The sequence below is a fragment of the Luteococcus sp. H101 genome, from assembly GCF_038433155.1.
Classification (GTDB): Bacteria; Actinomycetota; Actinomycetes; order Propionibacteriales; family Propionibacteriaceae; genus Luteococcus.
The window spans coordinates 30,104-51,577 of sequence record NZ_JBCDMW010000019.1; the positions used below are offsets into that span (position 1 = coordinate 30,104).

The 21,474-nt window shown below is 67.7% G+C and carries 22 protein-coding genes and 1 pseudogene; 5 read left to right on the forward strand and 18 right to left on the reverse strand.

The features are described 5' to 3' along the window. Positions 1-428: 428 nt before the first annotated feature. A complete protein-coding gene (locus AAEX60_RS07000) occupies positions 429-1,178 on the reverse strand; it encodes a phosphoglyceromutase (protein ID WP_342102199.1) in 750 nt (249 codons plus the stop codon). A gap of 113 nt (positions 1,179-1,291) precedes the next feature. Here AAEX60_RS07000 and AAEX60_RS07005 point away from each other — a divergent pair, with 113 nt between their 5' ends. Beyond that, positions 1,292-2,029: an SDR family NAD(P)-dependent oxidoreductase gene (locus AAEX60_RS07005; RefSeq protein WP_342102200.1), complete on the forward strand. Its 738-nt coding sequence runs from the start codon at positions 1,292-1,294 to the stop codon at positions 2,027-2,029. 359 nt (positions 2,030-2,388) lie between these two features. Here the strand turns inward: AAEX60_RS07005 and AAEX60_RS07010 are convergent, their stop codons facing one another. The 4 genes from AAEX60_RS07010 to AAEX60_RS07025 are packed head-to-tail and all read right to left on the reverse strand — an operon-like array spanning position 2,389 to position 6,128. Continuing rightward, positions 2,389-2,751, reverse strand: a complete 363-nt coding sequence (locus tag AAEX60_RS07010) for a biotin/lipoyl-containing protein (protein ID WP_342102202.1) — start codon at positions 2,749-2,751, stop codon at positions 2,389-2,391. Between the two features lie 29 nt (positions 2,752-2,780). After that, positions 2,781-3,029 carry a hypothetical protein gene (locus AAEX60_RS07015; RefSeq protein ID WP_342102203.1) on the reverse strand — a complete coding sequence of 83 codons (249 nt, stop codon included), beginning with the start codon at positions 3,027-3,029 and terminating at the stop codon, positions 2,781-2,783. 11 nt (positions 3,030-3,040) lie between these two features. Beyond that, positions 3,041-4,591, reverse strand: a complete 1,551-nt coding sequence (locus AAEX60_RS07020) for an acyl-CoA carboxylase subunit beta (protein WP_342102204.1) — start codon at positions 4,589-4,591, stop codon at positions 3,041-3,043. Between the two features lie 40 nt (positions 4,592-4,631). Then, on the reverse strand, positions 4,632-6,128 hold the full coding sequence (locus AAEX60_RS07025; RefSeq protein ID WP_342102205.1) for a methylmalonyl-CoA carboxytransferase subunit 5S: 1,497 nt from the start codon (positions 6,126-6,128) through the stop codon (positions 4,632-4,634). A 170-nt stretch (positions 6,129-6,298) separates the two neighbouring features. Between AAEX60_RS07025 and AAEX60_RS07030 the strand changes: the two genes are divergently transcribed. Beyond that, positions 6,299-6,565 carry a hypothetical protein gene (locus AAEX60_RS07030; RefSeq protein ID WP_342102206.1) on the forward strand — a complete coding sequence of 89 codons (267 nt, stop codon included), beginning with the start codon at positions 6,299-6,301 and terminating at the stop codon, positions 6,563-6,565. 200 nt (positions 6,566-6,765) lie between these two features. Here AAEX60_RS07030 and fbaA read toward each other — a convergent pair whose 3' ends face one another. The 10 genes from fbaA to AAEX60_RS07080 form a co-directional block, all read right to left on the reverse strand. Next, entirely contained in the window at positions 6,766-7,794 is a 1,029-nt protein-coding gene (fbaA, locus tag AAEX60_RS07035) for a class II fructose-bisphosphate aldolase (RefSeq protein ID WP_342102207.1), read from the reverse strand. Between the two features lie 131 nt (positions 7,795-7,925). Then, positions 7,926-8,486, reverse strand: a complete 561-nt coding sequence (locus AAEX60_RS07040) for a hypothetical protein (RefSeq protein WP_342102208.1) — start codon at positions 8,484-8,486, stop codon at positions 7,926-7,928. Between the two features lie 22 nt (positions 8,487-8,508). Continuing rightward, complete coding sequence (locus AAEX60_RS07045) at positions 8,509-9,240, reverse strand: GntR family transcriptional regulator (protein WP_342102209.1); 732 nt, start codon at positions 9,238-9,240, stop codon at positions 8,509-8,511. 79 nt (positions 9,241-9,319) lie between these two features. Further along, positions 9,320-10,108, reverse strand: a complete 789-nt coding sequence (locus AAEX60_RS07050) for an IclR family transcriptional regulator (protein ID WP_342102210.1) — start codon at positions 10,106-10,108, stop codon at positions 9,320-9,322. 37 nt (positions 10,109-10,145) lie between these two features. Beyond that, a complete protein-coding gene (locus AAEX60_RS07055; RefSeq protein WP_342102213.1) occupies positions 10,146-11,198 on the reverse strand; it encodes a D-2-hydroxyacid dehydrogenase in 1,053 nt (350 codons plus the stop codon). A 23-nt stretch (positions 11,199-11,221) separates the two neighbouring features. Next, a complete protein-coding gene (locus tag AAEX60_RS07060; protein ID WP_342102215.1) occupies positions 11,222-11,602 on the reverse strand; it encodes a nuclear transport factor 2 family protein in 381 nt (126 codons plus the stop codon). Next, positions 11,595-12,341, reverse strand: a complete 747-nt coding sequence (locus tag AAEX60_RS07065; RefSeq protein ID WP_342102218.1) for a fumarylacetoacetate hydrolase family protein — start codon at positions 12,339-12,341, stop codon at positions 11,595-11,597. Before AAEX60_RS07065 ends, AAEX60_RS07060 begins: the two co-directional genes overlap by 8 nt. After that, positions 12,338-13,360: an L-idonate 5-dehydrogenase gene (locus AAEX60_RS07070; protein ID WP_342102221.1), complete on the reverse strand. Its 1,023-nt coding sequence runs from the start codon at positions 13,358-13,360 to the stop codon at positions 12,338-12,340. The genes AAEX60_RS07065 and AAEX60_RS07070 overlap by 4 nt, the downstream gene beginning before the upstream one ends. Positions 13,361-13,428: 68 nt before the next feature. Further along, positions 13,429-14,193, reverse strand: coding sequence for a glucose 1-dehydrogenase (locus tag AAEX60_RS07075; RefSeq protein ID WP_342102223.1), 765 nt, complete (start codon positions 14,191-14,193; stop codon positions 13,429-13,431). Then, positions 14,190-15,572 carry an MFS transporter gene (locus AAEX60_RS07080; RefSeq protein ID WP_342102224.1) on the reverse strand — a complete coding sequence of 461 codons (1,383 nt, stop codon included), beginning with the start codon at positions 15,570-15,572 and terminating at the stop codon, positions 14,190-14,192. The genes AAEX60_RS07075 and AAEX60_RS07080 overlap by 4 nt, the downstream gene beginning before the upstream one ends. A 133-nt stretch (positions 15,573-15,705) precedes the next feature. Here AAEX60_RS07080 and AAEX60_RS07085 point away from each other — a divergent pair. Further along, positions 15,706-16,632: pseudogene (locus AAEX60_RS07085) on the forward strand (NAD(P)-dependent oxidoreductase); the annotation flags it as partial. A gap of 19 nt (positions 16,633-16,651) precedes the next feature. Here the strand turns inward: AAEX60_RS07085 and AAEX60_RS07090 are convergent. Then, positions 16,652-17,197, reverse strand: coding sequence for a TrmH family RNA methyltransferase (locus AAEX60_RS07090; RefSeq protein ID WP_342102492.1), 546 nt, complete (start codon positions 17,195-17,197; stop codon positions 16,652-16,654). 178 nt (positions 17,198-17,375) lie between these two features. On the opposite strand from AAEX60_RS07090, the gene AAEX60_RS07095 reads away from it, so the two are divergent. After that, positions 17,376-18,068, forward strand: a complete 693-nt coding sequence (locus tag AAEX60_RS07095; protein WP_342102495.1) for a DedA family protein — start codon at positions 17,376-17,378, stop codon at positions 18,066-18,068. A 346-nt stretch (positions 18,069-18,414) separates the two neighbouring features. On the opposite strand, the gene AAEX60_RS07100 is transcribed toward AAEX60_RS07095, so the two are convergent. Beyond that, positions 18,415-19,350, reverse strand: coding sequence for a hypothetical protein (locus AAEX60_RS07100; protein WP_342102227.1), 936 nt, complete (start codon positions 19,348-19,350; stop codon positions 18,415-18,417). 612 nt (positions 19,351-19,962) lie between these two features. Further along, positions 19,963-20,730, reverse strand: coding sequence for a LemA family protein (locus AAEX60_RS07105; protein ID WP_342102229.1), 768 nt, complete (start codon positions 20,728-20,730; stop codon positions 19,963-19,965). 137 nt (positions 20,731-20,867) lie between these two features. Between AAEX60_RS07105 and pyrE the strand changes: the two genes are divergently transcribed. Continuing rightward, positions 20,868-21,407 carry an orotate phosphoribosyltransferase gene (gene pyrE, locus AAEX60_RS07110; RefSeq protein WP_342102231.1) on the forward strand — a complete coding sequence of 180 codons (540 nt, stop codon included), beginning with the start codon at positions 20,868-20,870 and terminating at the stop codon, positions 21,405-21,407. Positions 21,408-21,474: the final 67 nt, after the last annotated feature.

A 21,474-nucleotide genomic window follows, 5' to 3' on the forward strand; every position in this document is an offset into this window, starting at 1 on the left:
AAACCCCCTGCCGGAGTTGAGATCGTGCCCGGCCACCAGTTTCCTGGTGGCCGGGTTTCTCATTCTCTTGTGCTCGCTTCGCTCGCCCCATTGTCTGTTCCGCCCAGGCGTTCGCGCTCGTTCCTCGCGCTGCCTGGGCGGGCTGCTCACGCTCGTTCCTCGCGCTCGCAGCGTGGGTACCCGTACCTTGGGCCTCGACAAAGCTCGGCCACCGTGGTCGCCTCCCTGCCCACGAAACCCCACCACGATCCCCGAGCCTGTCGAGGGGTGCTACGAGCGCGACGAAGGAGCCGGTGCGCGTCGCGGAACAGAAGAATCGGCGAGCGCAGCGAGCTCACGAAAAGAAAGCACCCGGCCACCCACGGAGTGGATGGCCGGGCTGGATTCTCAACCCCGGCAGGGGGTTTGGGGGCGGCACGGCCCCAATGTCACTTCTTGCCCTGGTTCTTGACGGCCTCGATGGACGCCTTGGCGGCCTCCGGGTCCAGGTACTTGCCGCCCTTGGTGACGGGCTTGAAGTCCTCGTCCAGCTCGTAGAACAGGGGGATGCCGGTGGGGATGTTCAGGCCGGCGATGTCCTCGTCGCTGATCTCGTCCAGGTGCTTGACCAGCGCACGCAGCGAGTTGCCGTGGGCGGTGACCAGCACGGTCTTGCCCTCGGCCAGGTCCGGCTTGATGTTGCTCTCCCAGTAGGGCAGCATCCGGGCCACGACGTCCTTCAGGCACTCGGTCTGGGGACGCTCGCCCTCGGGGATGTCGGCGTAACGCGGGTCATTGTACTGCGAGTACTCGGCGTCCTTGTCCAGCACGGGCGGCGGGGTGTCGTAGCTGCGGCGCCACGCCATGAACTGCTCCTCGCCGTACTTGGACAGCGTCTCGGCCTTGTCCAGGCCCTGCAGGCCGCCGTAGTGGCGCTCGTTGAGGCGCCAGCTGCGCTCGACGGGGATCCAGTGCCGGTCGCAACCGTCGAGGGCCAGGTAGGCGGTGTGGATGGCGCGGCGCAGCAGGGAGGTGTGCAGCTTCTCGGGCAGCAGGCCCTCGGCCTTGAGCAGCTCGGCGGCCTTCTTGGCCTCGCCGACGCCCTTCTCGTTGATGTCGACGTCCACCCAGCCGGTGAACAGGTTCTTCTGGTTCCATTCACTCTCGCCGTGGCGGAGCAGGATGAGCTTGTAGGTCATACCGTCACTCTATCGAGCGCCCTTGGCTGGCACCGGCGCGGTGCGGGGTCAGTTCATTCCCGGCGCAAATGGACCCCCACGTCGTCGACGGTGGGCGTGGTTGAATCGGGGGCATGACCAAGACTGCCGTTGTGACCGGAGCAAGCTCAGGAATCGGGGCCGCCACCGCCCGCCAGCTGGCGGCAGCGGGCCATCATGTGATCTGCGCCGCCCGTCGGACCGACCGGATCCAGGAACTGGCCGCCGAGATCGGGGGCCAGGCCGTCGCCTGCGACGTGACCGACCCCGCCCAGGTGGCAGCCCTCGCGGATCAGGTGGGTGACCGGCTGGACGTGCTGGTCAACAATGCCGGCGGCGCCGTCGGTCTGGAGCCGGTGGCCGAGGCGGACCTGGCGGCCTGGCGCACCATGTTCGAGGTGAACGTCTTCGGCACCGCGACGGTGACCAAGGCGCTGCTGCCGGCGTTGGAGAAGGCCGAGGGCACCATCGTCTTCGTCACCTCGACGGCCGCCGACGGCGCCTATGAGGGGGCGGCGGGCTACTGCGGCGCCAAGTCCGCCGAGCGCGCCATCGTGGAGGCCTGCCGGTTGGAGCTGTTCGACAGGCCCGTCCGGGTGACCGAGATCGCCCCCGGCATGGTGCACACCGAGGAATTCAGTCTGACCCGCTTCCACGGGGACCAGGCGAAGGCGGACAAGGTCTACGCCGGGGTGGCCGAGCCACTGGTGGCCGACGACGTGGCCGACGCGATCACCTGGATGGCCACCCGCCCCCGGCACGTGAACATCGACCGGATGACCATCCGCCCGCGGGCCCAGGCCTCCCAGTTCAAGGTCTTCCGCCAGAACTAACCCCACCATCCAGGCCGAGGATGCTTGAGTCGATAAGAGTTTCCTGAAGGCGTGCTGAGTCGGGCGAAATCAAGTGGTTCCGCGACCTTCTATGACGTACGGTCTACTTAACCAACACCGGTTGCGGAGGTTGGGGTTCTACATCCAAGTGGGGGATGTGCGAACGGCCGTGAGGCCAATCGCGAGAACGCAAACGCAATGGCGAGGCCTTCGGGCCTCGCCATTGTGCGTTGTGAGACCCCTCGACAGGCTCGGGGATCGGGAGGGCCGGGCCCGGAGCACCCGACGAGATGACCTCGGGAGACGCGAAACGGCGGGCTCCCCCACCGGGGAACCCGCCGCCGCGGTTGTTGCGAGGATCAGGCCAACTGGATCAGCGGCTGGCCACCCTGGACGGGCTGACCGGCCTCAACCAGGATGGAGCCCACCTTGCCCGCGCCGGGCGCGGTGATCTCGGTCTCCATCTTCATGGCCTCCAGCACCACCAGCACCTGGCCGGCGGCAACCTCGTCGCCCTCCTTGACCAGGATGCGGGCCACCGAGCCGGCCAGCGGCGCGACGACGGCATTGGAGGATCCGGCCGGCATCGAGGCGGTGCCGGGGGCGGGAGCGGCCATCGGGCCGCCGCCACCGATGACGATCGGGGCGAGCGTCTGCTGCTCCTCCTCAACCTCGACGTCGATCACGTATTCCTGACCGTTGACGGTCACCTTCAGTTTCATGTCACTTCTCTCGTCTCAGGTTCGGCTGGTCAGACGGCCCGGAAGTGGGCTCGTCCGCGGGTCTCCGTCGCCCAGTTGCTCCGGTTGCGCAGATGCACGGCCTTCACCTTGGCGTTGTGGCCCAGGTAGGCGGACACGGCGGCCGAGATGGCCACCATGACGTCCTCGGGGATCTGCTGGTTGGCCTTGAGGCTGGCAACCTCGGCCTCCAGCGCGGTCAGGCGCTGGGACAGGTCGGCCACCAGTTCCTGCAGCTGAGCGGTACTTGCGTCAGACATTGCTACTCCGATCAGGCCGGCTCGAGGCCGTGCTTCTTGGCGGGACGCAGCTGACGCTTGCTGGCAAGGATCTCCAGGGTCAGTGCGATCTGGCGACGGGTGTCGGCGGGATCGATGATGTCGTCGACCTGACCGCGGGCAGCCGCCATGTACGGCGTGGAGAAGGTCTCGCGGTACTCCTCGACCAGCTCCTTCTTGCGTGCCTCGGGATCCTCCGCGGCGGCAATCTCCCGTCGGAAGACCACGGCCGCGGCACCCTCGGCACCCATCACGGCGATCTCGGCGCTCGGCCAGGCGAAGACCTTGTCGGCACCCAGGTCCTTGGAGCACATGGCCAGGTAGGAGCCACCGTAGGCCTTGCGCATCACGATGGTGATCTTCGGAACGGTGGCCGCGGAGTAGGCGAACAGCATCTTGGCGCCGTGCCGGATGATGCCGCCGCGCTCCTGGGCGACGCCCGGCAGGAAGCCGGGCACGTCGACGAGGTTCACGATCGGGATGTTGAAGGCATTGCAGAAGCGGATGAAGGTGGAACCCTTGTCCGAGGAGTCGATGTCCAGCACGCCGGACATCACCGAGGGGTTGTTCGCGATGAAGCCGACGGTGCGGCCCACCACGCGGCCGAAGCCGACCACGATGTTCTTCGCCCAGCCTGCCCGGACCTCGAGGAAGTCGCCCCGGTCCACGATCTCGCGAATCACCTCGCGCACGTCGTAGCCCTTGTTGCTCTCCTCGGGGATGATCTCCCGCAGCTTCTCGCGCGGGGCCACATTGTCGTCGGGAGCGACGATCGGGGCATCCTCGGAGTTGTTCTGCGGCAGGAAGCTGAGCAGCTTCTTGGCAATCAGCAGTGCCTGCTCGTCGTCGTCGGCGACGAAGCTGACCACGCCGGAGGCCATCTGCGCGTCGGCACCGCCCAGCTCGTCCTGGGTGACGTCCTCACCCGTGACCTGCTTGATCACGCCGGGGCCCGTGATGAACATGTGGGCCTTACGGGTCTGGATGATGAAGTCGGTCAGGGCCGGGCTGTAGACCGCGCCACCGGCGCAGGGGCCGGCGATGATCGAGATCTGCGGCACGACGCCGGACAGCAGGACATTCTCGTAGAAGACCTTGCCGTAGCCGGACAGCGAGTCGATGCCCTCCTGGACCCGGGCGCCGCCCGAGTCGTTGATGAAGACGAAGGGCGTGCCCGTCTCGAGCGAGGCGTGCAGCGCTTCGGCCACCTTGATGTTGTGGGTCTCGCCCGCGGAACCACCGGAGACGGTGAAGTCCTGCGAGGCGAAGTGGATCGGACGCCCGAGCACCGCGCCCGCACCGGTCACGACGCCGTCGGCCGGCATGTCCGCCTTGTCCATGCCGAAGAAGGTCGTGCGGTTCTTGCGGAAGGCACCGTCCTCCAGCATGGTGCCGGGGTCGAGCAGGGCGTCGATCCGCTCGCGGGCGGTCATGGACCCCTTCGCGTGCTGCTTCTCGATGCGCTTCTCGCCGCCACCAGCTTGGACCCGGGCCCGCTCACTGGCCAGGTGCTCGAGGCGCTCTGCCATGGTGTGCTTTGCCATTGTTTTCCTTAGTCGATTCAGCTCGTCGGGTGGTCGTCGATCAGGCCGGCTCGACCTTGACGCTGTGCTGGCGCCCGTCGAAGCTGACGTTGTAGGTGATCGGCGAGCTCAGCGCCCGCGCCTTGCCCGCGGCCACCTCGGCCTCGTTCTTGAGCTGGGCCTCGGTCTTGCCGACATTCTTCGGGCCATCCTGACGGGAGGCGAAGAACTTCGGGGCGACGCCCGGGAACATGGCGTTGGTGAGGACGTCCTCCTCGGAGCCGTTGAAGCCCGGCAACGCCTGCGCGTCGGACTCCAGCTTCTCCCACTCGGGCTCCAGCAGGTCGGCCGGACGCTCGGTGATGGACTCCTTCTTGGTCTGGGCCTTGGCCAGCTCGATCACCTCGGGGTTGCGCTCCCCGATGCACTCGCCGTAGTAGCCCAGCATCAGGTCGGCGAACTCGCCGGTCATCACCTTGTAGCGGCCCATCAGGACGTTGAACACGGCCTGGGTGCCGACGATCTGGCTGGACGGGGTCACCAGCGGCGGGTAGCCGGCGTCCTTCTTGACCAGCGGCACCTCCTCCATGACCTCCTTGATCCGGTCGCCAGCACCCTGGGCCTTGAGCTGGCTCTCCATGTTGGACAGCATGCCGCCGGGGATCTGGCTGCGGAAGATGTCGGTGTCCACCAGGGTGGCCGACTCGAACTCCTTGTACTTCGGGCGGATCTTGGCGAAGTGGTCACGGATGCTGATCAGCTTGTCCATGTCCAGCCCGGTGGTGTACTCGGTGCCCTCGAGCATCTCGACGAGGGACTCGGTGGGGTTGTGGCCCGGGCCCAGCGACATCGAGCTGATGGCGGTGTCGACGACGTCGGCGCCGGCCTCGATGGCCTTCATCAGGGTGACCAGGGTCACGCCGGTGGTGGAGTGGCAGTGGACGTTGATCTGGGTGTCCTCGCCGTAGGTCTCCTTGATGCCCCGGATGATGTCGTAGGCGGGCTGCGGCTTGAGCAGGGCGGCCATGTCCTTGAAGGCAATGGAGTCGGCGCCCATGTCCAGCAGCTGGCCGGCCAGCTTCACGTAGCCCTCGGTGGTGTGCAGCGGGCTGATGGTGTAGCAGATGGTGCCCTGGGCGTGCTTGCCGGTCTTCTTCACGGCCTGCATGGCCTGGGCCATGTTGCGGGGGTCGTTCAGGGCGTCGAAGACGCGGAAGACATCCATGCCGTTCTCGGCGGACTTCTCCACGAACTTCTCCACCACCATGTCCTCGTAGTGGCGGTAGCCCAGCAGGTTCTGACCGCGCAGCAGCATCTGCAGCTTGCTGTTGGGCAGCAACTTGCGGAAGGTGCGCAGCCGCTCCCACGGGTCTTCGTTGAGGAATCGGATACAGGAATCGAAGGTGGCACCGCCCCAGCACTCGACGGACCAGTAGCCGGCTGCGTCAATGTCAGCACAGGCTTCGACCATGTCCTCCATGGCCATGCGGGTAGCCATCAGGCTCTGGTGTGCGTCGCGAAGAGCGACCTCGGTAACGCCAATTTGTCGCGGACTCATGGGTCCCATCCTTACATGTGCCCGGCGCAGTGGACAGACCGGGGTGGCATTTGTGCATGCCTGCACAAACTGCATGTCGACACTTGTGCCAATTGGTCGGACCACTAGGCAAAATGCGCCGTGACAAGGGTCACACCCGCCATGACACGGGACGTGCAAGACTCGTCGACATGACTCGTGAACTGAAGTCGAACGACTGCACCGGCAAGTGTGCCTGGACCCCCACCGACGAGGTCAGCGACGGCCAGCCGATCTTCGCCTGCTCGGGCTGCGGCAGCGAGTGGACCCCGGATCTGGGCTGGACCCCGCGCAATGCCGACGGCGAGGTCTCCGCCGAGGTGCTGGCGGCCAAGGCGGCCGCCCAGCCCCGGACCGCGCTGGACTCCACCGAGCAGGCCCCCGAGGGGCACGGCGGGGGCTCCGTGGGCGCCTGGTAGTCCCATGCCCCCATGACCCCCACCTTGAAGTCGCTTCACCCACTATCTGGTCCGGGCGAGCGCACCGCTCCTTCGTCGCCTGCTCGCCCGGGCTGCTCACGGTTCGTTCCACACCTCGTAGCGAACAGTGTTGGGCGGGAATGAGGAACCGGCCGGCTCCCCGTGGGGAACCGGCCGGTTCGTCGTTCAGGTGCGAGCGATCAGGCGGTGTGGGTACCGGCCGAACGCAGCTGCTGGCAGGCCTCCACGATCCGGGCGGACATGCCGGCCTCGGCCAGCTTGCCCCAGGCGCGGGGGTCGTACATCTTCTTGTTGCCGATCTCACCGTCGATCTTGAGCACGCCCTCGTAGTTCTCCATCATGTGCTTCACGACGGGGCGGGTGAAGGCGTACTGGGTGTCGGTGTCGACGTTCATCTTGACCACGCCGTAGTCGACGGCGTCGCTGATCTCCTGCTCGGTGGAGCCGGAGCCGCCGTGGAAGACCAGGAAGAAGGGCTTCTCGTCGGTGCCGTACTTCTGGGCCACCGCGGCCTGCAGGTCCTTCAGGATCTCCGGACGCAGCTTCACATTGCCGGGCTTGTACACGCCGTGCACATTGCCGAAGGTGAAGGCGGTCAGGTAGGCGCCCTTCTCACCCAGGCCCAGGACCTCGGCGGTGCGCAGGGCATCCTCGACGGAGGTGTACAGCTTGTCGTTGATCTCACCAACGACGCCGTCCTCCTCGCCGCCGACGGCGCCGATCTCGATCTCCAGGATCTGGTGGTTGGCCTTGGTCTTGGCCAGCAGCTCCTCGGCGATCTGCAGGTTCTTCTCCACGTCGTCCATGGCGGAGCCGTCCCACATGTGGGAGTTGAAGATCGGGTCCTGACCCTTGGCGACGCGCTCGGCCGAGAGGTCGAGCAGCGGGCGGACGTAGCCGTCCAGCTTGTTCTCGGGGCAGTGGTCGGTGTGCAGACCGACATTGATCGGGTAGTTCTTGGCCACCTCACGGGCGTAGTCGGCCAGGGCGACCGCACCGGTCACCATGTTCTTGACGCTGGGGCCGGAGCCGTACTCGGCGCCACCGGTGGAAACCTGCAGGATGCCGTCGGAGCCGGCGTCGGCGAAGCCCTTCAGAGCAGCGTTGATGGTCTGCGAGGAGGTGATGTTGATGGCGGGGTAGGCGAACTTGCCTGCCTTCGCCTTGGCGTACATCTCGGCGTAGACCTCAGGAGTTGCGATGGGCATGCGTGCCTCTTTCTCTGGATATTGGCGTTGCGCACTTGTCATTCTTCCAAAGAAGCGGGCCGGACGCAGCACCGGGTCCCAATCTGCCGCGCGCGGCATTTCGCCCGACGCGAAGCCGGGCGGTCACCGGCTCAGAAGAGGCTGTCCAGCCCGCTCAGGTCCAGCCCGAAACGGCCCCCGGACATGGCCCGCACCCCGCCGTCGATGGTGCCCGGGAGCGCGTCCAGGAAGCTCAACGGCATGGCCCAGACCTTGCCCTGCACCGCCTCCACCACCAGCTCCGGTCCGGCACCCACCTTCATCCCGGCGGTCTTCAGCGCCCGCACCTGGTCCCAGGCCAGGTCCAGCACCGCCCCTTCCAGGGTGTGCAGCCGCAGCCCGGCCCGGTTGGCCTCCAGCGCAGCACCCCGGCCGATCCGGCCCAGATTCCGCTTGGCCTGCAGCAACCGGATGGTGGTGACGAGGATGATCACCAGGCTCACGCCATAGCCCAGCAGCAGCCACCACGGGCTGCCCCACCGCTCCCGCTGCCACCACCACAGCCCGGTCCACACGCCAGCACCCACCAGGGTCCACAGGATGGAGCGGCGCAGACTGGAGGCCAGGGTGGCCACCGCATTGGCCATCGGGACGGGGTTGAACCCCACCACATAGGAGGTGCTCTGGCTGGCGGCAGGCTGGCTCTCGCTCATGGGGCCATCGTAGGGCGTACGGTCAGCGGGTCTGCTCCCGCGGATGCAGTGTCGAGTGGATCCGGTAGCGGTCACCGCGGTACTTGCTGATGGAGTACTCCACCACGGTGTCACCGGCAAAGGTCAACCGCTCGTTGACCAGCAGCGGCGCCCGCCGCGCGATGCCCAGCAGCCGGGCATGCAGCGCGTCGGCCGCCTCGGCACTGACACTCTGCTCACCCCGGGTGACCACCAGGCCGTAGTGTTCGGCCATCAGGTCGTAGACGGTGTTCAGCTTGTGCTGCAGCAGGTCCGGCATCAGCGACGAGGGGTACCAACCCACCTCGTGCGCCATCGGAGTGCCGTCGGCCAGCCGGAGCCGCTCCAACCGCACCACCGGCTCCCCCGGCTGGATCTCCAGCACCTCCGCCACCCGCTGGTCGGCCGGTTCCTCGGCGGCCGAGAGCACCACCGTGCGCGGCTTCAGGCCCCGCGCCCGCATCTCCCGGCTGAAGCTCATCAGGTGCAGGCGGGAGTTGACCCGGGGGCCGGTGACATAGGTCCCCTTGCCCTGGGTGCGCTCCAGCAGGCCCGCCTCCACCAGGTCCGCGATGGCCTGGCGCACCGTGACCCGGCTCACTCCCAGCTGGGTGACCAGTTCGCGCTCCGAGGCCAGCGCATCACCGGCGTGCAGCTCCTCCTGGATCCGGCGCTGCAGGATCTCCCGCACCTGCGCACGCTTGGTGGCAATCACCGGCTCCTCGGCGTCGCCCATGGCGCATCCTCCTCGCGATCCCACCAGACAAGATGGTCCGTTGACCATACCAGTTGACCCAGTGGCCTGATCTGGCGGGTCAGTTCGGTTGGCTGAGCAGCCGGGGCGAGGAGAGCTCGTCGCGAGCGGCCAGCAGACGCTGCAGCATCCGCTCCCGCTCGCCCGGAGTCACCAAGTGGTACATCATCGACGTACCCAGCGCCATCGGGACGTCGCCCGGCTTGCGGGGCGGCACCAGCACCGCCATACCAAAAACCCCTGGATTGGTCTCCCGGTCATCGACAGAGTGGCCGCGTTCCCGGGTGGCTTGCAGCTTGGCCAAAAGGTCGTCGAGCGTGCGGACCGAGTGCTCAGTCCACACCGGCAGGGTGCCGGGGTCCGCGAACCGCTCGCGGACCTCGTCGTCGGACAGTTCTGCAAGGAGGATGTTTCCGACCGCCGTGATCGACGCCGGGAAGCGGTCCCCCACATTGGCCGAGAGCCGCAGCGGATGACGTCCTTCATGCCGGGCCAGGTAGAGCACCTCGGTCTCGTGCAACACGGCCAGATGCAACAGCTCCCGGTGCAGCACCTCGTCGGTGGCCGACAGCCGGGTGAACTCGCGCACCACGTCGAATCCCCGGACATAGGCGCCACCCAGCTCGACGGTGGCCCGGCCCAGCACATAACTGGAACCGTCCTTGCGAACCAGGTTCTCTTGTTCCAGGGCCACCAGCAGATTGAGCGTGGAGGACTTGGCCAGGGACAGCGTCCGGGCGATCTCCGTCATGCCGGTGGGCCCCTGCTCCCCCAGCAGGCGCAGGATGGCTGCGGCCCTGGTCACCGCCGGGGCGGGGCTGCGCTCGGGCACCTCTGGGATGGCAGACATGGCGTCCAATCGGTAGGCCTGGCTCAGCAGGCGTGGCTCAGTAGAACTTGACCTTGTCGACCGGGTTGACCAGCTCCTCCCCATTCAGCAGCCGTCGGGCATTCTCCGCGAACAGCTCGGCGATCAACCGGTCCTCCTGGTCATTCAGGGCCCCAGTGTGCGGGGCAATCACCACATTGTCCATCGCCCACAGCGGGCTGTCCTGCGGAAGCGGCTCGACTGCGAAGACGTCCAGCGCGGCGAAGCTGATCCGGCCATCTGCCAGCGCCTCGGTCAGGGCGGCCTCGTCAACGCAGGTGCCGCGGCCAGTGGAGACGAAGATCGCCCCGGGCTTCACGGCAGCCAGCACCTCGGCGCTGATCAACCCGGTGGTGTCGGTGGCCTCGGGCAAGCAGTTGATGATGGCATCGGCCTGGCCGGCCACCTCGGCCAGCCGCTCGACGCCAAAGACCTCCTCAACACCCTCCACCTGACGCACGGTGCGGTTGACGCCGATCACGTGGGCGCCAAGCTTGCTGAACAGGACGGCGGTGTCCCGGCCGATGTGACCCATGCCGACCACCAGCACGGTCATCTGGAAGACCTGCTTCATGGCCCAGCGATCGCTCCAGAACCGGTTGTGCTGCTGCACCTGCAGCCGGGGCAGGTCCTTGGCGCCGCACATCACGCCGAAGACGGCGAACTCGGCCAGGGTCTGGCTGTGCGCCCCGGCACTGGTGGTGAAGGCCACCCGCTCCAGTTGCTCGGCGGGCAGCTGGGCCGCCTTGACCTGGGAACCGCCGCCTGCGGCCATGGTGTGCACCCACTTCAGCGACGGATTAGCGGCGACGGTGCGAGCCAGGGCCGCAGGATTGGTGTCCGGAATGCCATAGAGGGCATCGGCCGAGTCGCACAGTGCCTCGAAGCGCCGCTGCTGCTCCGGCGTGCGGCTGAAGGCCGGGTCACCGTTGTGGTCACCGGGGAAGCGCATCGGGGGGATCAGCTCCGGCTCCAGCACCACCTCGATCCGCGGGTCGGCGGCGGAAATCAGATCGGCGTGCTCCTGAGTGAGCGGTGTCACCACGGCGACGCGCAGATGATCGAGACTCATGGTTCTTCTCCTTGGTGTTGGGTTCAGTCGGCCGCAGCCGGCTCGTTAAGCCAGGCCAGCAGCTGCCATGGGGCAGCCGCATCAGTGCGGATGAAGATACGAAGATTGTGGAAGCTGGCGGCATCGGCCGGGGGATGCTCGGCCGCGCCGTCCCACTTGGTGACCAGGCAGGTGACCACGGCGCGGTTGTCCGGGTGGAGCGTCACCTGGACGTCACTGGTGACCCGACTGGCCCCGGTGGACAGGCCCGCGATCAGGGCCGCGCGGTCATCCAGCCGGCCGGTGGGGCGCTGCATCACGAACTGCGGGCAGAGCAGGTCCTCGAAGAAGGCCTCGTCCGCCGCGCACTCCGCGTGGCCAATCTGCTGGTTCAGCCGGACCAGCTCCTCGACGGTCTCATTCATGGCGCACCCCCACCACGGGGTTGACCAGCTCACCGATGCCCTCCAGCAGGCATCGGCACTCGTCACCCGGCAGAATCTGGAAGGAGGTGCCGGGAGCACCGGTGAGCACCACGTCGCCCGCGTCCAGGGTGAGGTACTGGCTCAGGTACTCCAACACCTCGAAGGGATTCCAGGCCAGTTGGCTGGTCCGGGCCTCGGCCACCGGCTCGCCATTGCGCTCCATGGTCATGGTCAGGTCGAGAGCGTCCGGGAGCTCGGTCTCGATCCAAGGACCCAACGGGGTGTAGCCGTCACCATTTTTCACCTGGGTGGCCTTCTCGTCGGCCTGCTCCAGATTGGTGACGTCATTGCCGATTGTCCAGCCCAACACATGGGCGCGGGCCTCGTCAGCGGTGATCCGACGAGTCCTGCGGCCGACCACCAGCACCAACTCACCCTCCCCGTTGACAGCACCCAACCGGGTGTCCAGCTCGATTTCGTCGCCCGGCCCGACGACGGTGCGCGCCGACTTCATGAAGGCCTGCCGCGGGATCTCCCGGTCACCGGGCTCGCCATTGTGCGCCATGCCGAGCACGACGCGGGGCTCTACGGGAGCCAGCAGCTTGGCGCCCTCCAGCGGGTGACTCTCCCCCGTCGGCACCAACGGGTTGGCGAAGATGTCCTCCACCACCAGCCATCGGCCCTCCCGGGCAACCACGCCGCGTGGGCCGTCCGGGGTCTGGATCCGTGCGAGTCTCATCCCAGGCTCCCGTTCCACAGGTCCAGCAGCACCTTGCCGGAGGCCTTGGAATCCCGGGCGACGGCGAAGGCGTCCGCCGCCTGGTCCGCCGGCAGCACGTGGGTGATCACCTGGGCCATCGTCGGGTGGCCGGCCAGCAGCTCGACGGCCTCGTCGATCTCCGTGTTGAAGCGGAAGGTGCCGCGCAGCTGCAACTCCCGGCTGATGATGCTGGCCAGATCGATTCCCTGGGGGCCGGCCGGCACCATGCCCACCTGGACCAGGATCCCGGTGCGCCGCAGCGAACCGATCGCCGCATTGATGGCCGGGACCACCCCGGAACACTCCAGGACGGCGTCGAAGTGTTCGGTGGGCGGTGCCTTCCGGGCGACGTTGACGACGCCGTGGGCACCCAGGGCGGTGGCCCGTTCCAGCGCCTCGTCGATCACGTCACTGCACACCACCTCGGCGGCCCCCTTGGCCAGGGCTCCGGCGGCGGCCAGCAGACCGATCGGGCCGGAGCCGGAGACCAGCACCCGCTTGCCCGCCACTCCCTGGGCGACGGCGATGGCGTGCAGCCCGACGCCCAGCGGCTCGGCCAGGGCCGCGGTGCGCAGGTCCAGCCCTTCGGGCAGCACCCGCACCTGGTCGGAGCGCACCAGAAGGTACTCGCTGGCCCCGCCCTGGGTGTGCGGCCAGGTGGAGGCCGAGCCCAGGTAGGCGCCCTGCGGCCACAGGTGGGGGTGACCCTCCAGGCCGGACTGGCACTGACCGAAGGTGGCGGGGTGTACCGTCACCGGGGTCCCGACGGCAAACCGACCGCTGGGGTCCACGTCCACAGTGCCGGAGACCTCATGCCCGGGGCACAGCGGTTCCTTGACCACGAAGGCGCCCACCGCCCCATCGAAGTAGTAGTGCAGGTCGGAGCCGCAGATACCGGCGTAGGCCATCCGCAGCCGCACCTGTCCCTCGGCGGGTTCGGGGGTGGGCACCTCGTCGGTGCGCACGTCCAGCTTGGAGTGGATCACGACGGACTTCATGGCGGGCCCTTTCAGATGGTGGAGCGATGGCTGGTGGGTTCAGACGGTGCGGGGTCAGGCGGAAGTGATCAGACGACGGAGGTCATGCCGCCGTCGACGAAGATGTTCTGCCCGCTGACAAAGCTGGAGGCATCCGAGGCCAGAAAGACCAGAGCCCCCACCAGCTCCTCAAACTTGCCCCAGCGTTGGGCGGGCGTGCGGTTGATGACCCACTCGTTGAAGGCCTCGTCGGTCCACAGGTCCCGGTTCATCTCAGTGGCAAAGTAGCCGGGGCTGATGGCATTGACCTGGATGTTGTACCGGGCCAGGTCCGCGGCCAGGCCCTTGGTCAGCATCACGATCCCGCCCTTCGAGGCCGAGTAGGGGGCGATGGTCTGACGGGCCAGCATGGACTGCACCGAGCCGATGTTGATGATCTTGCCCGAGCCGCGCTCTCTCATTGCCCGCGCCACCGGCCGGGTGACGTAGAAGGCGCTGGACAGGTTGGTGGCCACCACGTCGTCCCAGTCCTGGGTACTGAACTCGATGATCGGGGCGCGCCGCTGGACACCGGCATTGTTCACCAGGATCTCGGGGCAGCCGTGCTCGTCCAAGATCCCGGCCACTCCCCGCTCGACGGCGTCGGCGTCGGTGACGTCGAAGCTGACGGTGGAGATGGTGCCCTTGGCGAGGACCCGCAGCCGCTCGGCGGCCTCGTCCAGGGCAGCTCCGCCCCGGCCGTGCAGGATCACATGGGCGCCGGCCTCGGCCAGACCGGCGGCCAAGGCATTGCCCAGGCCGCGGGAGCTGCCGGTGACGAGGGCGGTCCGTCCGGTGATGTCGAACAGGTTCATCGCTGGGTCTCCAGTCCAATCGTGCGGTCCTCGCCATGGTGGGCGTCAACCGTGAGGGTCACGTCACGCCCGACGGTCTCCGGGGTGACGAAGGTGGTGATCAGGGTGATCAGGCACAGGGCGGCGACGTAGGATCCGCCGACCCACCAGGCGTAGTTGGTGCGGCCCAGCAGCCACATCCCGATGAAGGGGCCCAGGCCGCCGGCCAGGACCGCCGAGAACTCGCGGGAGACGGCCACGCCGACATAGCGGTGCTGGGCGCCGAACATCTCGGGCAGCATCGCACACTGGGCACCCAGCATGGTGTTGACACCGAAGCCGATACTCAGAGCGACGATCAGGATGGACAGGGCGGGATTCCCCTTGGTCATCAGGTACCAGCCGGGGAAGGCCAGCAGCAGCAGGATGAAGCCGCCCATTCGGTAGACCGGGACCCGGCCCCAGCGGTCGGACAACTTGCCGAACAACGGCACCGAGAAGATACCGATCAGGCTGGCCGCGGCAACGGCCAGGGCGCCGGTGCCCTTGGTGACGCCGTAGTAGACCATGAAGGTCACGGCAAGATTGGAGTAGAGGTAGGAGCCGCCGTTCTCGGCCATCCGCAGACCGATCCCCTTGAGGACGTTCGACATCGAGTTGCGGAAGAGCTCGCCCAACGGATTCTCCTGCACCTGCTCGTGCTTCTCCAACTCGATGTAGGTGGGGGTCTCCTTGAGCCGGGAACGGATCCACACCGCGATGCCGATCAGCAGGAAGCTGACCAGGAAGGGCACCCGCCACAGCCAGCCGAACAGCACCTCGTCGCTGGCCTGTGTGACCAGCCAGAAGACCCCGGAAGCCAACAGGGTGCCGGCCTGGATACCAATGAAGGGCAGGGCGGAGAAGAAGCCGCGCCGCTTGCGGGGCCCGTACTCGGCCATCAGCACGGTGGAGCCGGCCTGTTCCGCGCCAGCGCCGAGCCCCTGCAGCAGGCGCATCAGCACCAGGAGGGCCGGGGCCAGCCAGCCCGGATTGGGCAGCTGTGAGGCGGTCGGAAGCAGGCCGATCACGGTGGAGCTCCCACCCATCAGCGCGATGGTGACCATCAGCACCCATTTGCGGCCGATCTTGTCCCCCAGCGTGCCGAAGATCAGGCCACCCAGCGGGCGGGCCAGGAAGCCGACGCCCAGCACGGCGAAGGAGGCCATGGTGCCCTTGGCGCCGCCGAACTCGGGGAAGAACAGCTTCCCGAAGATCAGCGAGGCGCACAGGCCGTACAGGGCGAAGTCGTAGTACTCGAGGGCTGATCCGATCGAGCTGGCCAGCGTGGCGCGGCGCAGGTTGTCGGCGTATTCCTCGTCAGTCATGCCGGCCTTGATGGCCGGTGCGTCGTTGCTCATGAGTGCTCCGGGTGAGTGGGCCGCGCCCCAGTGCGCGACACAAGAAAGGTAACACTCCACTGAACTGAGTTCAATACCTTGAACACATCTCTTCCCATTTGGGGTTGGCCGGTGGCACTCTTGGACTGGAGACAATCGGGCAAAGGACGGCCGTCCACGAGGAGTAGACATGACGAGAATCGGCTTCATCGGCTTGGGGACCATGGGCCAGCCCATGGCCCGGCACATCGCCCAGAACATGCCCGCGGGCACGTCGCTGGCACTGAATGACCGCAGCGTGGAACGAGCCCAGCCGATGCTGGACCTCGGAGCGAGCTGGGCGGAAACGGCGCGGGAGTTGGCCGCCACGAGTGACTTGGTGATCTGCATGGTTCCGGCGATCGACCACGTGCGGACGGTCTGCGACGGACCCGACGGCCTGCTCGCCGGGATCCAGGGTCCGCTCACCTTGGTGGTCTGCTCCAGCGTCGCGGCCACCGATGTGCGCGAGCTGGACGCCTGGGCCGACGAGCTCTCCGACGGCCGACTGCGGGTGGTGGATGCCCCCGTCTCCGGCGGCCAGGTGGGCGCCGAGGCCGGCACCCTGTCCATCATGGTCGGCGGCCCCGAGAAGTTAGTTGGTCCCGTGGTGGAGGTGCTCAACCTCACCGGCACCGCGGCGCACCTAGGCCCGCTGGGTGCCGGCCAGGTGGCCAAGGCCTGCAACCAGGCGATCGTGGCTGCCACCATCACCGCCATCGCCGAGGCGAGCGTGGTGGCCGAGCGCTCCGGACTGGACGTCGGGCAGCTCTTCGAACTGCTGCAGGGCGGCTATGCCAGCAGCGCCGTTCTGAAGGACAAGGCCAGCCGCTTCGCCACCAAGGACTACTCCCCATCGGGGCCGCTGTGGTTCTGGATCAAGGATCTGAAGGCGTACCTGGCCGAGGCACAGGCCACCGGCACGGACTCACTGGTGGTGGGCCCGATCCTGGCGGCGGTTGAAGGCCTTGTGGAGTCCGGCCGGGGCGACGCCGACACCGCAGTGATCCAGGAGTGGATCGAGCAGGGCGGTCAGGTCTGACGCCAGTCGACTGCCCTCATCAGCCGGCGTGCTGCAGCGCCCAGGCGTACATCGCGATGGCCGCCGCGGCGCCGGCGTTGATGGAGCGGGTGGAGCCGTACTGGGTGATGGCCACCAGCTTGCTGCAGGCCGCCACCATCTCGTCGGTCAGCCCGGGGCCCTCGGAGCCGAAGACCAGGCAGCAGTCCTTGGACAGCGGCTCGTGCTCCAGCGGCACCGAGCCAGGCAGGTTGTCCACGCCCACCAGGTCCACCCCGGCCGCGCGGGCCCAGGCGGTCAGGGACGCGACGTCCGGGTGGTGGTGCACCTGCAGGTATCGGTCGGTGACCATGGCGCCGCGCCGGTTCCACCGTCGCCTCCCGACGATGTGCACCCCCGCCACGTTGAAGGCATTGGCGGTGCGCACCATGGAACCGATGTTGAAGTCGTGTTCCCAGTTCTGGATGGCGATGTGCAGCCCGTGTCGACGAGTGTCCAGTTCCGCGACGATGGCCTCCAGCCGCCAGTAGCGGAACTCGTCGAGCACATTGCGCCGGTCCCCGTCGGCCAGCAGCTCCGGGTCCAGCCGCGGGTCGTCGGGCCAGGGCTCCGGATGTGGCCCGACCCCCGTCGTCGGCGCCGTGGGGTCAAGGGGCGCGGTATCCGGAGCCGTGGTATCCGGCCCCTCGGGCACAGCGGCGGCATCGTCATGGCTCAGGTGCGTCACAGCCCCCCACGTTAGCCTTTCAAGGGTGACCGACCTGATGAGCACCATGCTGCTGACACCCATGCTGATGCCCGATTGGCTGGACCCCGCGACCCTGATCCACAACCTGGGCAACTGGGCGCTGTGGGGCGTGGCGTTGATCCTCTTCCTGGAGTGCGCGATCTTCCCGGTGCTTCCCGGTGATTCGCTCCTGTTCACCGTCGGCATGTTCATCGCGATGAACCCGCCGTCGATCACCTTCGGCAGCATGAGCAAGCCGATGGTCTACGTCGTCGCCTGCCTGGTCATGACCTTCTTCGCCATCATCGGCAACGTCGCGGGCTACTACGTCGGCAAGTTCATCAGCCCGTGGCTGTTCAAGCCCCGCGACAACTTCTTCGGCAAGATCTTCAGCCAGAAGCACCTGCAGCAGTCGCACGACTTCTTCGAGAAGTACGGGTCCAAGGCGCTGGTGCTCGGGCGCTTCGTGCCCTTCGTCCGGACCTTCGTCACCATGGTGGCCGGCGCCTCCCACATGAACTTCCGGCACTTCATCACCTGGACGGCCATCGGCGGTGTGATCTGGGTCTGGGGGGTCACGCTGCTGGGCTACCTGCTGGGCAATGTGAAGTTCATCGGGGACAACATCGACGCGGTGCTGCTGCTGATCGTGCTGATCTCGGTGCTCCCGATGGTCTTCGAGTACCTGAACGAGAAGCGCAAGGCAAAGGCCGAGGGCATCGACGCCTGAGGCCTTCCCTGCTCCACGACGAGCCCCGTCCGGATCTCCGGGCGGGGCTCGTCGTCCCCCAACTCCCGACTGCGCACACTTCCCGACTGCGCAGCCGTTGGATGTCCGGGCAGCCGCTCCAACAGCTGCCCCAAGACCTAACGGCTGCACAGTGGGGGATCTCGCGCCTGGGCCGTCGCGGTGGCACTGGCTGGATCTGGCGCCCAGGTAACACGACGAACGTCCGCGCCCCTCACCGACCGGATGCCCCCAGCCCGGAGTCACTGCGCAGCCAATACGTGTCCGGGCAGCCACTCCAGTAGCTGCCCCAAGACCTAACGGCTGCACAGTGGGGACCTGACCGGACTCAGGCACCCGCCAGGGCCCGACGCACCCGCCCTGCCAGCACCTTCGGCCGTTGGAGGTCGAGGTCTTGCCACCGAACCGCACGCCAGCCCAAGTCGGTCAGCAGATTGTCCCGCCGCTTCTCCCGCATCACGACGTCTCCGGGTGTCTCCCCGTCGCGCAGCAGGGTGGTGTACTTCACCTTGCCGTCGCACTCCCCATAGACCTTGTGCTCCGGCCACGCGAAGTCCAGCCGCGCAATCTCCCGGCCGGACTGGTCGCGCACGACGTACTGCAGCTCGGGCGGAGCAATCCCCTCTCGCCACAGCACCAGCTGGCTGCGGCTCTCCAGCGGACTCTCCGCCCGCCCGTCGGCGAAAGCCACGGCGTCGCGCGCCTTCTTGATGCCGGGGACCCGCCCCATCCGGGACAGCACCGCCTCTACCTGCTGACGCATCGCGGCTGATTCGCGGCCGCGCCCCTCGGGATGGCGGAGCCCGGCATCGAGGGTGACCACGGCGGCGTCGAAGGTCATCCGGCAGGCCAGGTCCACCAGGGTGCGGGCCCGGGTGGTGACCGCCAGGCCGTCCACCATGGTGATGTCCTCCGGGGGCAATCGGGCGACGTGGACGTGCAGCGGGCCCCGTTTGGTGCCCCCACCGCGGGAGGTGCGGGAGCGGATCACCTGCACCTCCTGTGACGGGCCATGCGGCAACAGCAGGCCGTGGACCACCGCCGCCGAGTAGTGGCTGAGAACCGCATCCGTCAGCCCGGGGGCGGTGGCATCGATCAGCTGCCGGTGCCGCTCCTCCTTGGTCTTGGCCGTCTGCTGGACATAGGCCCCGCGACGCAGGTGAACCAACTCCCCCGCCGCCACGGGCCGACGCAGGTCCGCGGGCGTGCGCCCCTCCGCCAACCATTGCTGGGTCGTTCGTGGCTCCGTCGCGTCCGTGTCCATGGCAGAAGTCCACGGCCCTGCCCCGCGCCAGCACAAGAGCGGACAACACCCGGACAACAAACGGACAACACCGTGGGCGTGGCCAGACCCCGTCGCAGCACTGCTGCAGTCCCGGCCAGAGAGGAGGGTCCCTCGCTCAACCTCACCGCGGAGAAACCCGTCGCCTGGTCCCCCACCGAGAATCCCGTCCCTGAATCCACTGCGCAGCCATTACGTGTCCGGGCAGCCACTCCAGCAGCTGCCCCAAGAGCTAACGCCTGCACAGTGGGGATCTGCGGCCCGAGGCCACACGACGAGGGGAACACGACTGATGACCCGCTCCCGCACAGCCCGGATGGTCCGGTGGTCCACCCCCACCGCGGAGAAACCCGCGAGAATCCCGTCCCTGAATCCACTGCGCAGCCATTACGTGTCCGGGCAGCCACTCCAGCAGCTGCCCCAAGACCTAACGGCTGCACAGTGGGGATCTGGGCCCCGGGGACACGGCGAGGGGGACACGACGGAGGGGCACACGACGGAGGGGCACACGACGAATGGCCCCGCCCCCCTCGCGTGGAGGGGACGGGGCCATTCGGTGAACTGGGGCCAGGGAGGTGAGGCCAGGGGATGGGATCAGGCCTGCTGACCCGGGTTCTGGGGCTGCTGCTGCGGCTGGCCCTGGGGCTGCTGCTGCGGCTGGTCCCACGTGACCGGCTGCTGTGCCTGCTGGGCCTGCGGATTGGGCAGCTCATTGCTGGCGGTGGGGGCCGCCTGGTTCACGCCCGGGTTGTGCTGCTGCGGAGCGTCGCCGCGGTAGCTGATCTCACCGAAGTTCACGTCGGGGGCCTGTCGCACGGCGGCGTCGTTCACCTCGAAGTAGGTGGCCTTCTCGAAGTGGAACATGTTGGCGACGATGTTGCTGGGCACCGACTCCACCTTGGTGTTGTAGGCCCGCACATTGGCGTTGTAGAAGCGACGGCCGGCGGCAATCCGGTCCTCGGTCTCGGCCAGCTGGCGCTGCAGCTCCAGGAAGTTCTGGTTGCTTCGCAGCTCCGGGTAGGCCTCGACGCTGACCATCATGTTGCGCACGGCGCCGGACAGCTGCGCCTCGACATTCGCCCGCTGGGGATCGGCCTCGGTGGAGCCCCCCTGGGACAGGGCCATCGCCTGGCTGCGCAGCTTGGTGATCTCCTCCAGCGTGTTGCGCTCGTGCCCGGCGTAGGCCCGCACCGTCTCCACCAGGTTGGGCAGCAGCTCATAGCGACGGTTCAGCTCGACGTCGACCTGACGCCAGGACTCCTGGATCACATTGCGCTGCCGCACGAATCCGTTGTAGGGCGCGATGAACAGGATGCCGGCCAGCACCAGCAGGCCGAGCACGATCAGCAGAAGGGTCCACATGGTCTACTCCGGGATTCTTGGGACAGCAGGGTCTGGGAATTGATGCCTTCACACTAACGGGTGCCTCGGGTCCCGACGCGGAAAGCAGGCTACGCCCACCGCGTAGTCAGCCGTCGCTCAGCCACTACTGTGAAGCCATGACCGATCGCGAAGAGCTCATCGAACACGTCAAGACCCTGGCCGTGGTGCATGGCAAGGTCACCCTGGCCAGCGGCAAGGAGGCCGACTACTACGTCGACATGCGCCGGGTCACCCTGGACGGCGCCGCCGCCCCGGTGGTCGGCCGGGTGATGCGGGACCTGGTGGCGGACTGGGACTTCGACGCGGTGGGCGGGCTCACCCTGGGCGCCGACCCGATTGCCGTCGCCATGCTGCACACCGCCGCGCACGACGGTGGCCGGCTGGACGCCTTCGTGGTGCGCAAGGCGGAGAAGGCGCACGGCATGCAGCGCCGGATCGAGGGCACCGAGGTCAGCGGCCGCACCGTGCTGGTGGTGGAGGACACCTCCACGACGGGTGGCTCCGCTCTGACCGCCGTCGAGGCGCTGCGCGAGGCCGGCGCCACGGTGGTGGGCGTCTCCTGCATCGTGGACCGCGATACCGGCGCCAAGGAGGCCATCGAGGCCGCTGGGCTGGAGTACCGCTACGCGCTGGGGCTGGCGGACCTGGGGCTCTGAGACCCACCGCCGCCCCGACGAGAGGTGCAACACCGTGGGCCGACGGACTGTGGTCCCGGGAGGTCTG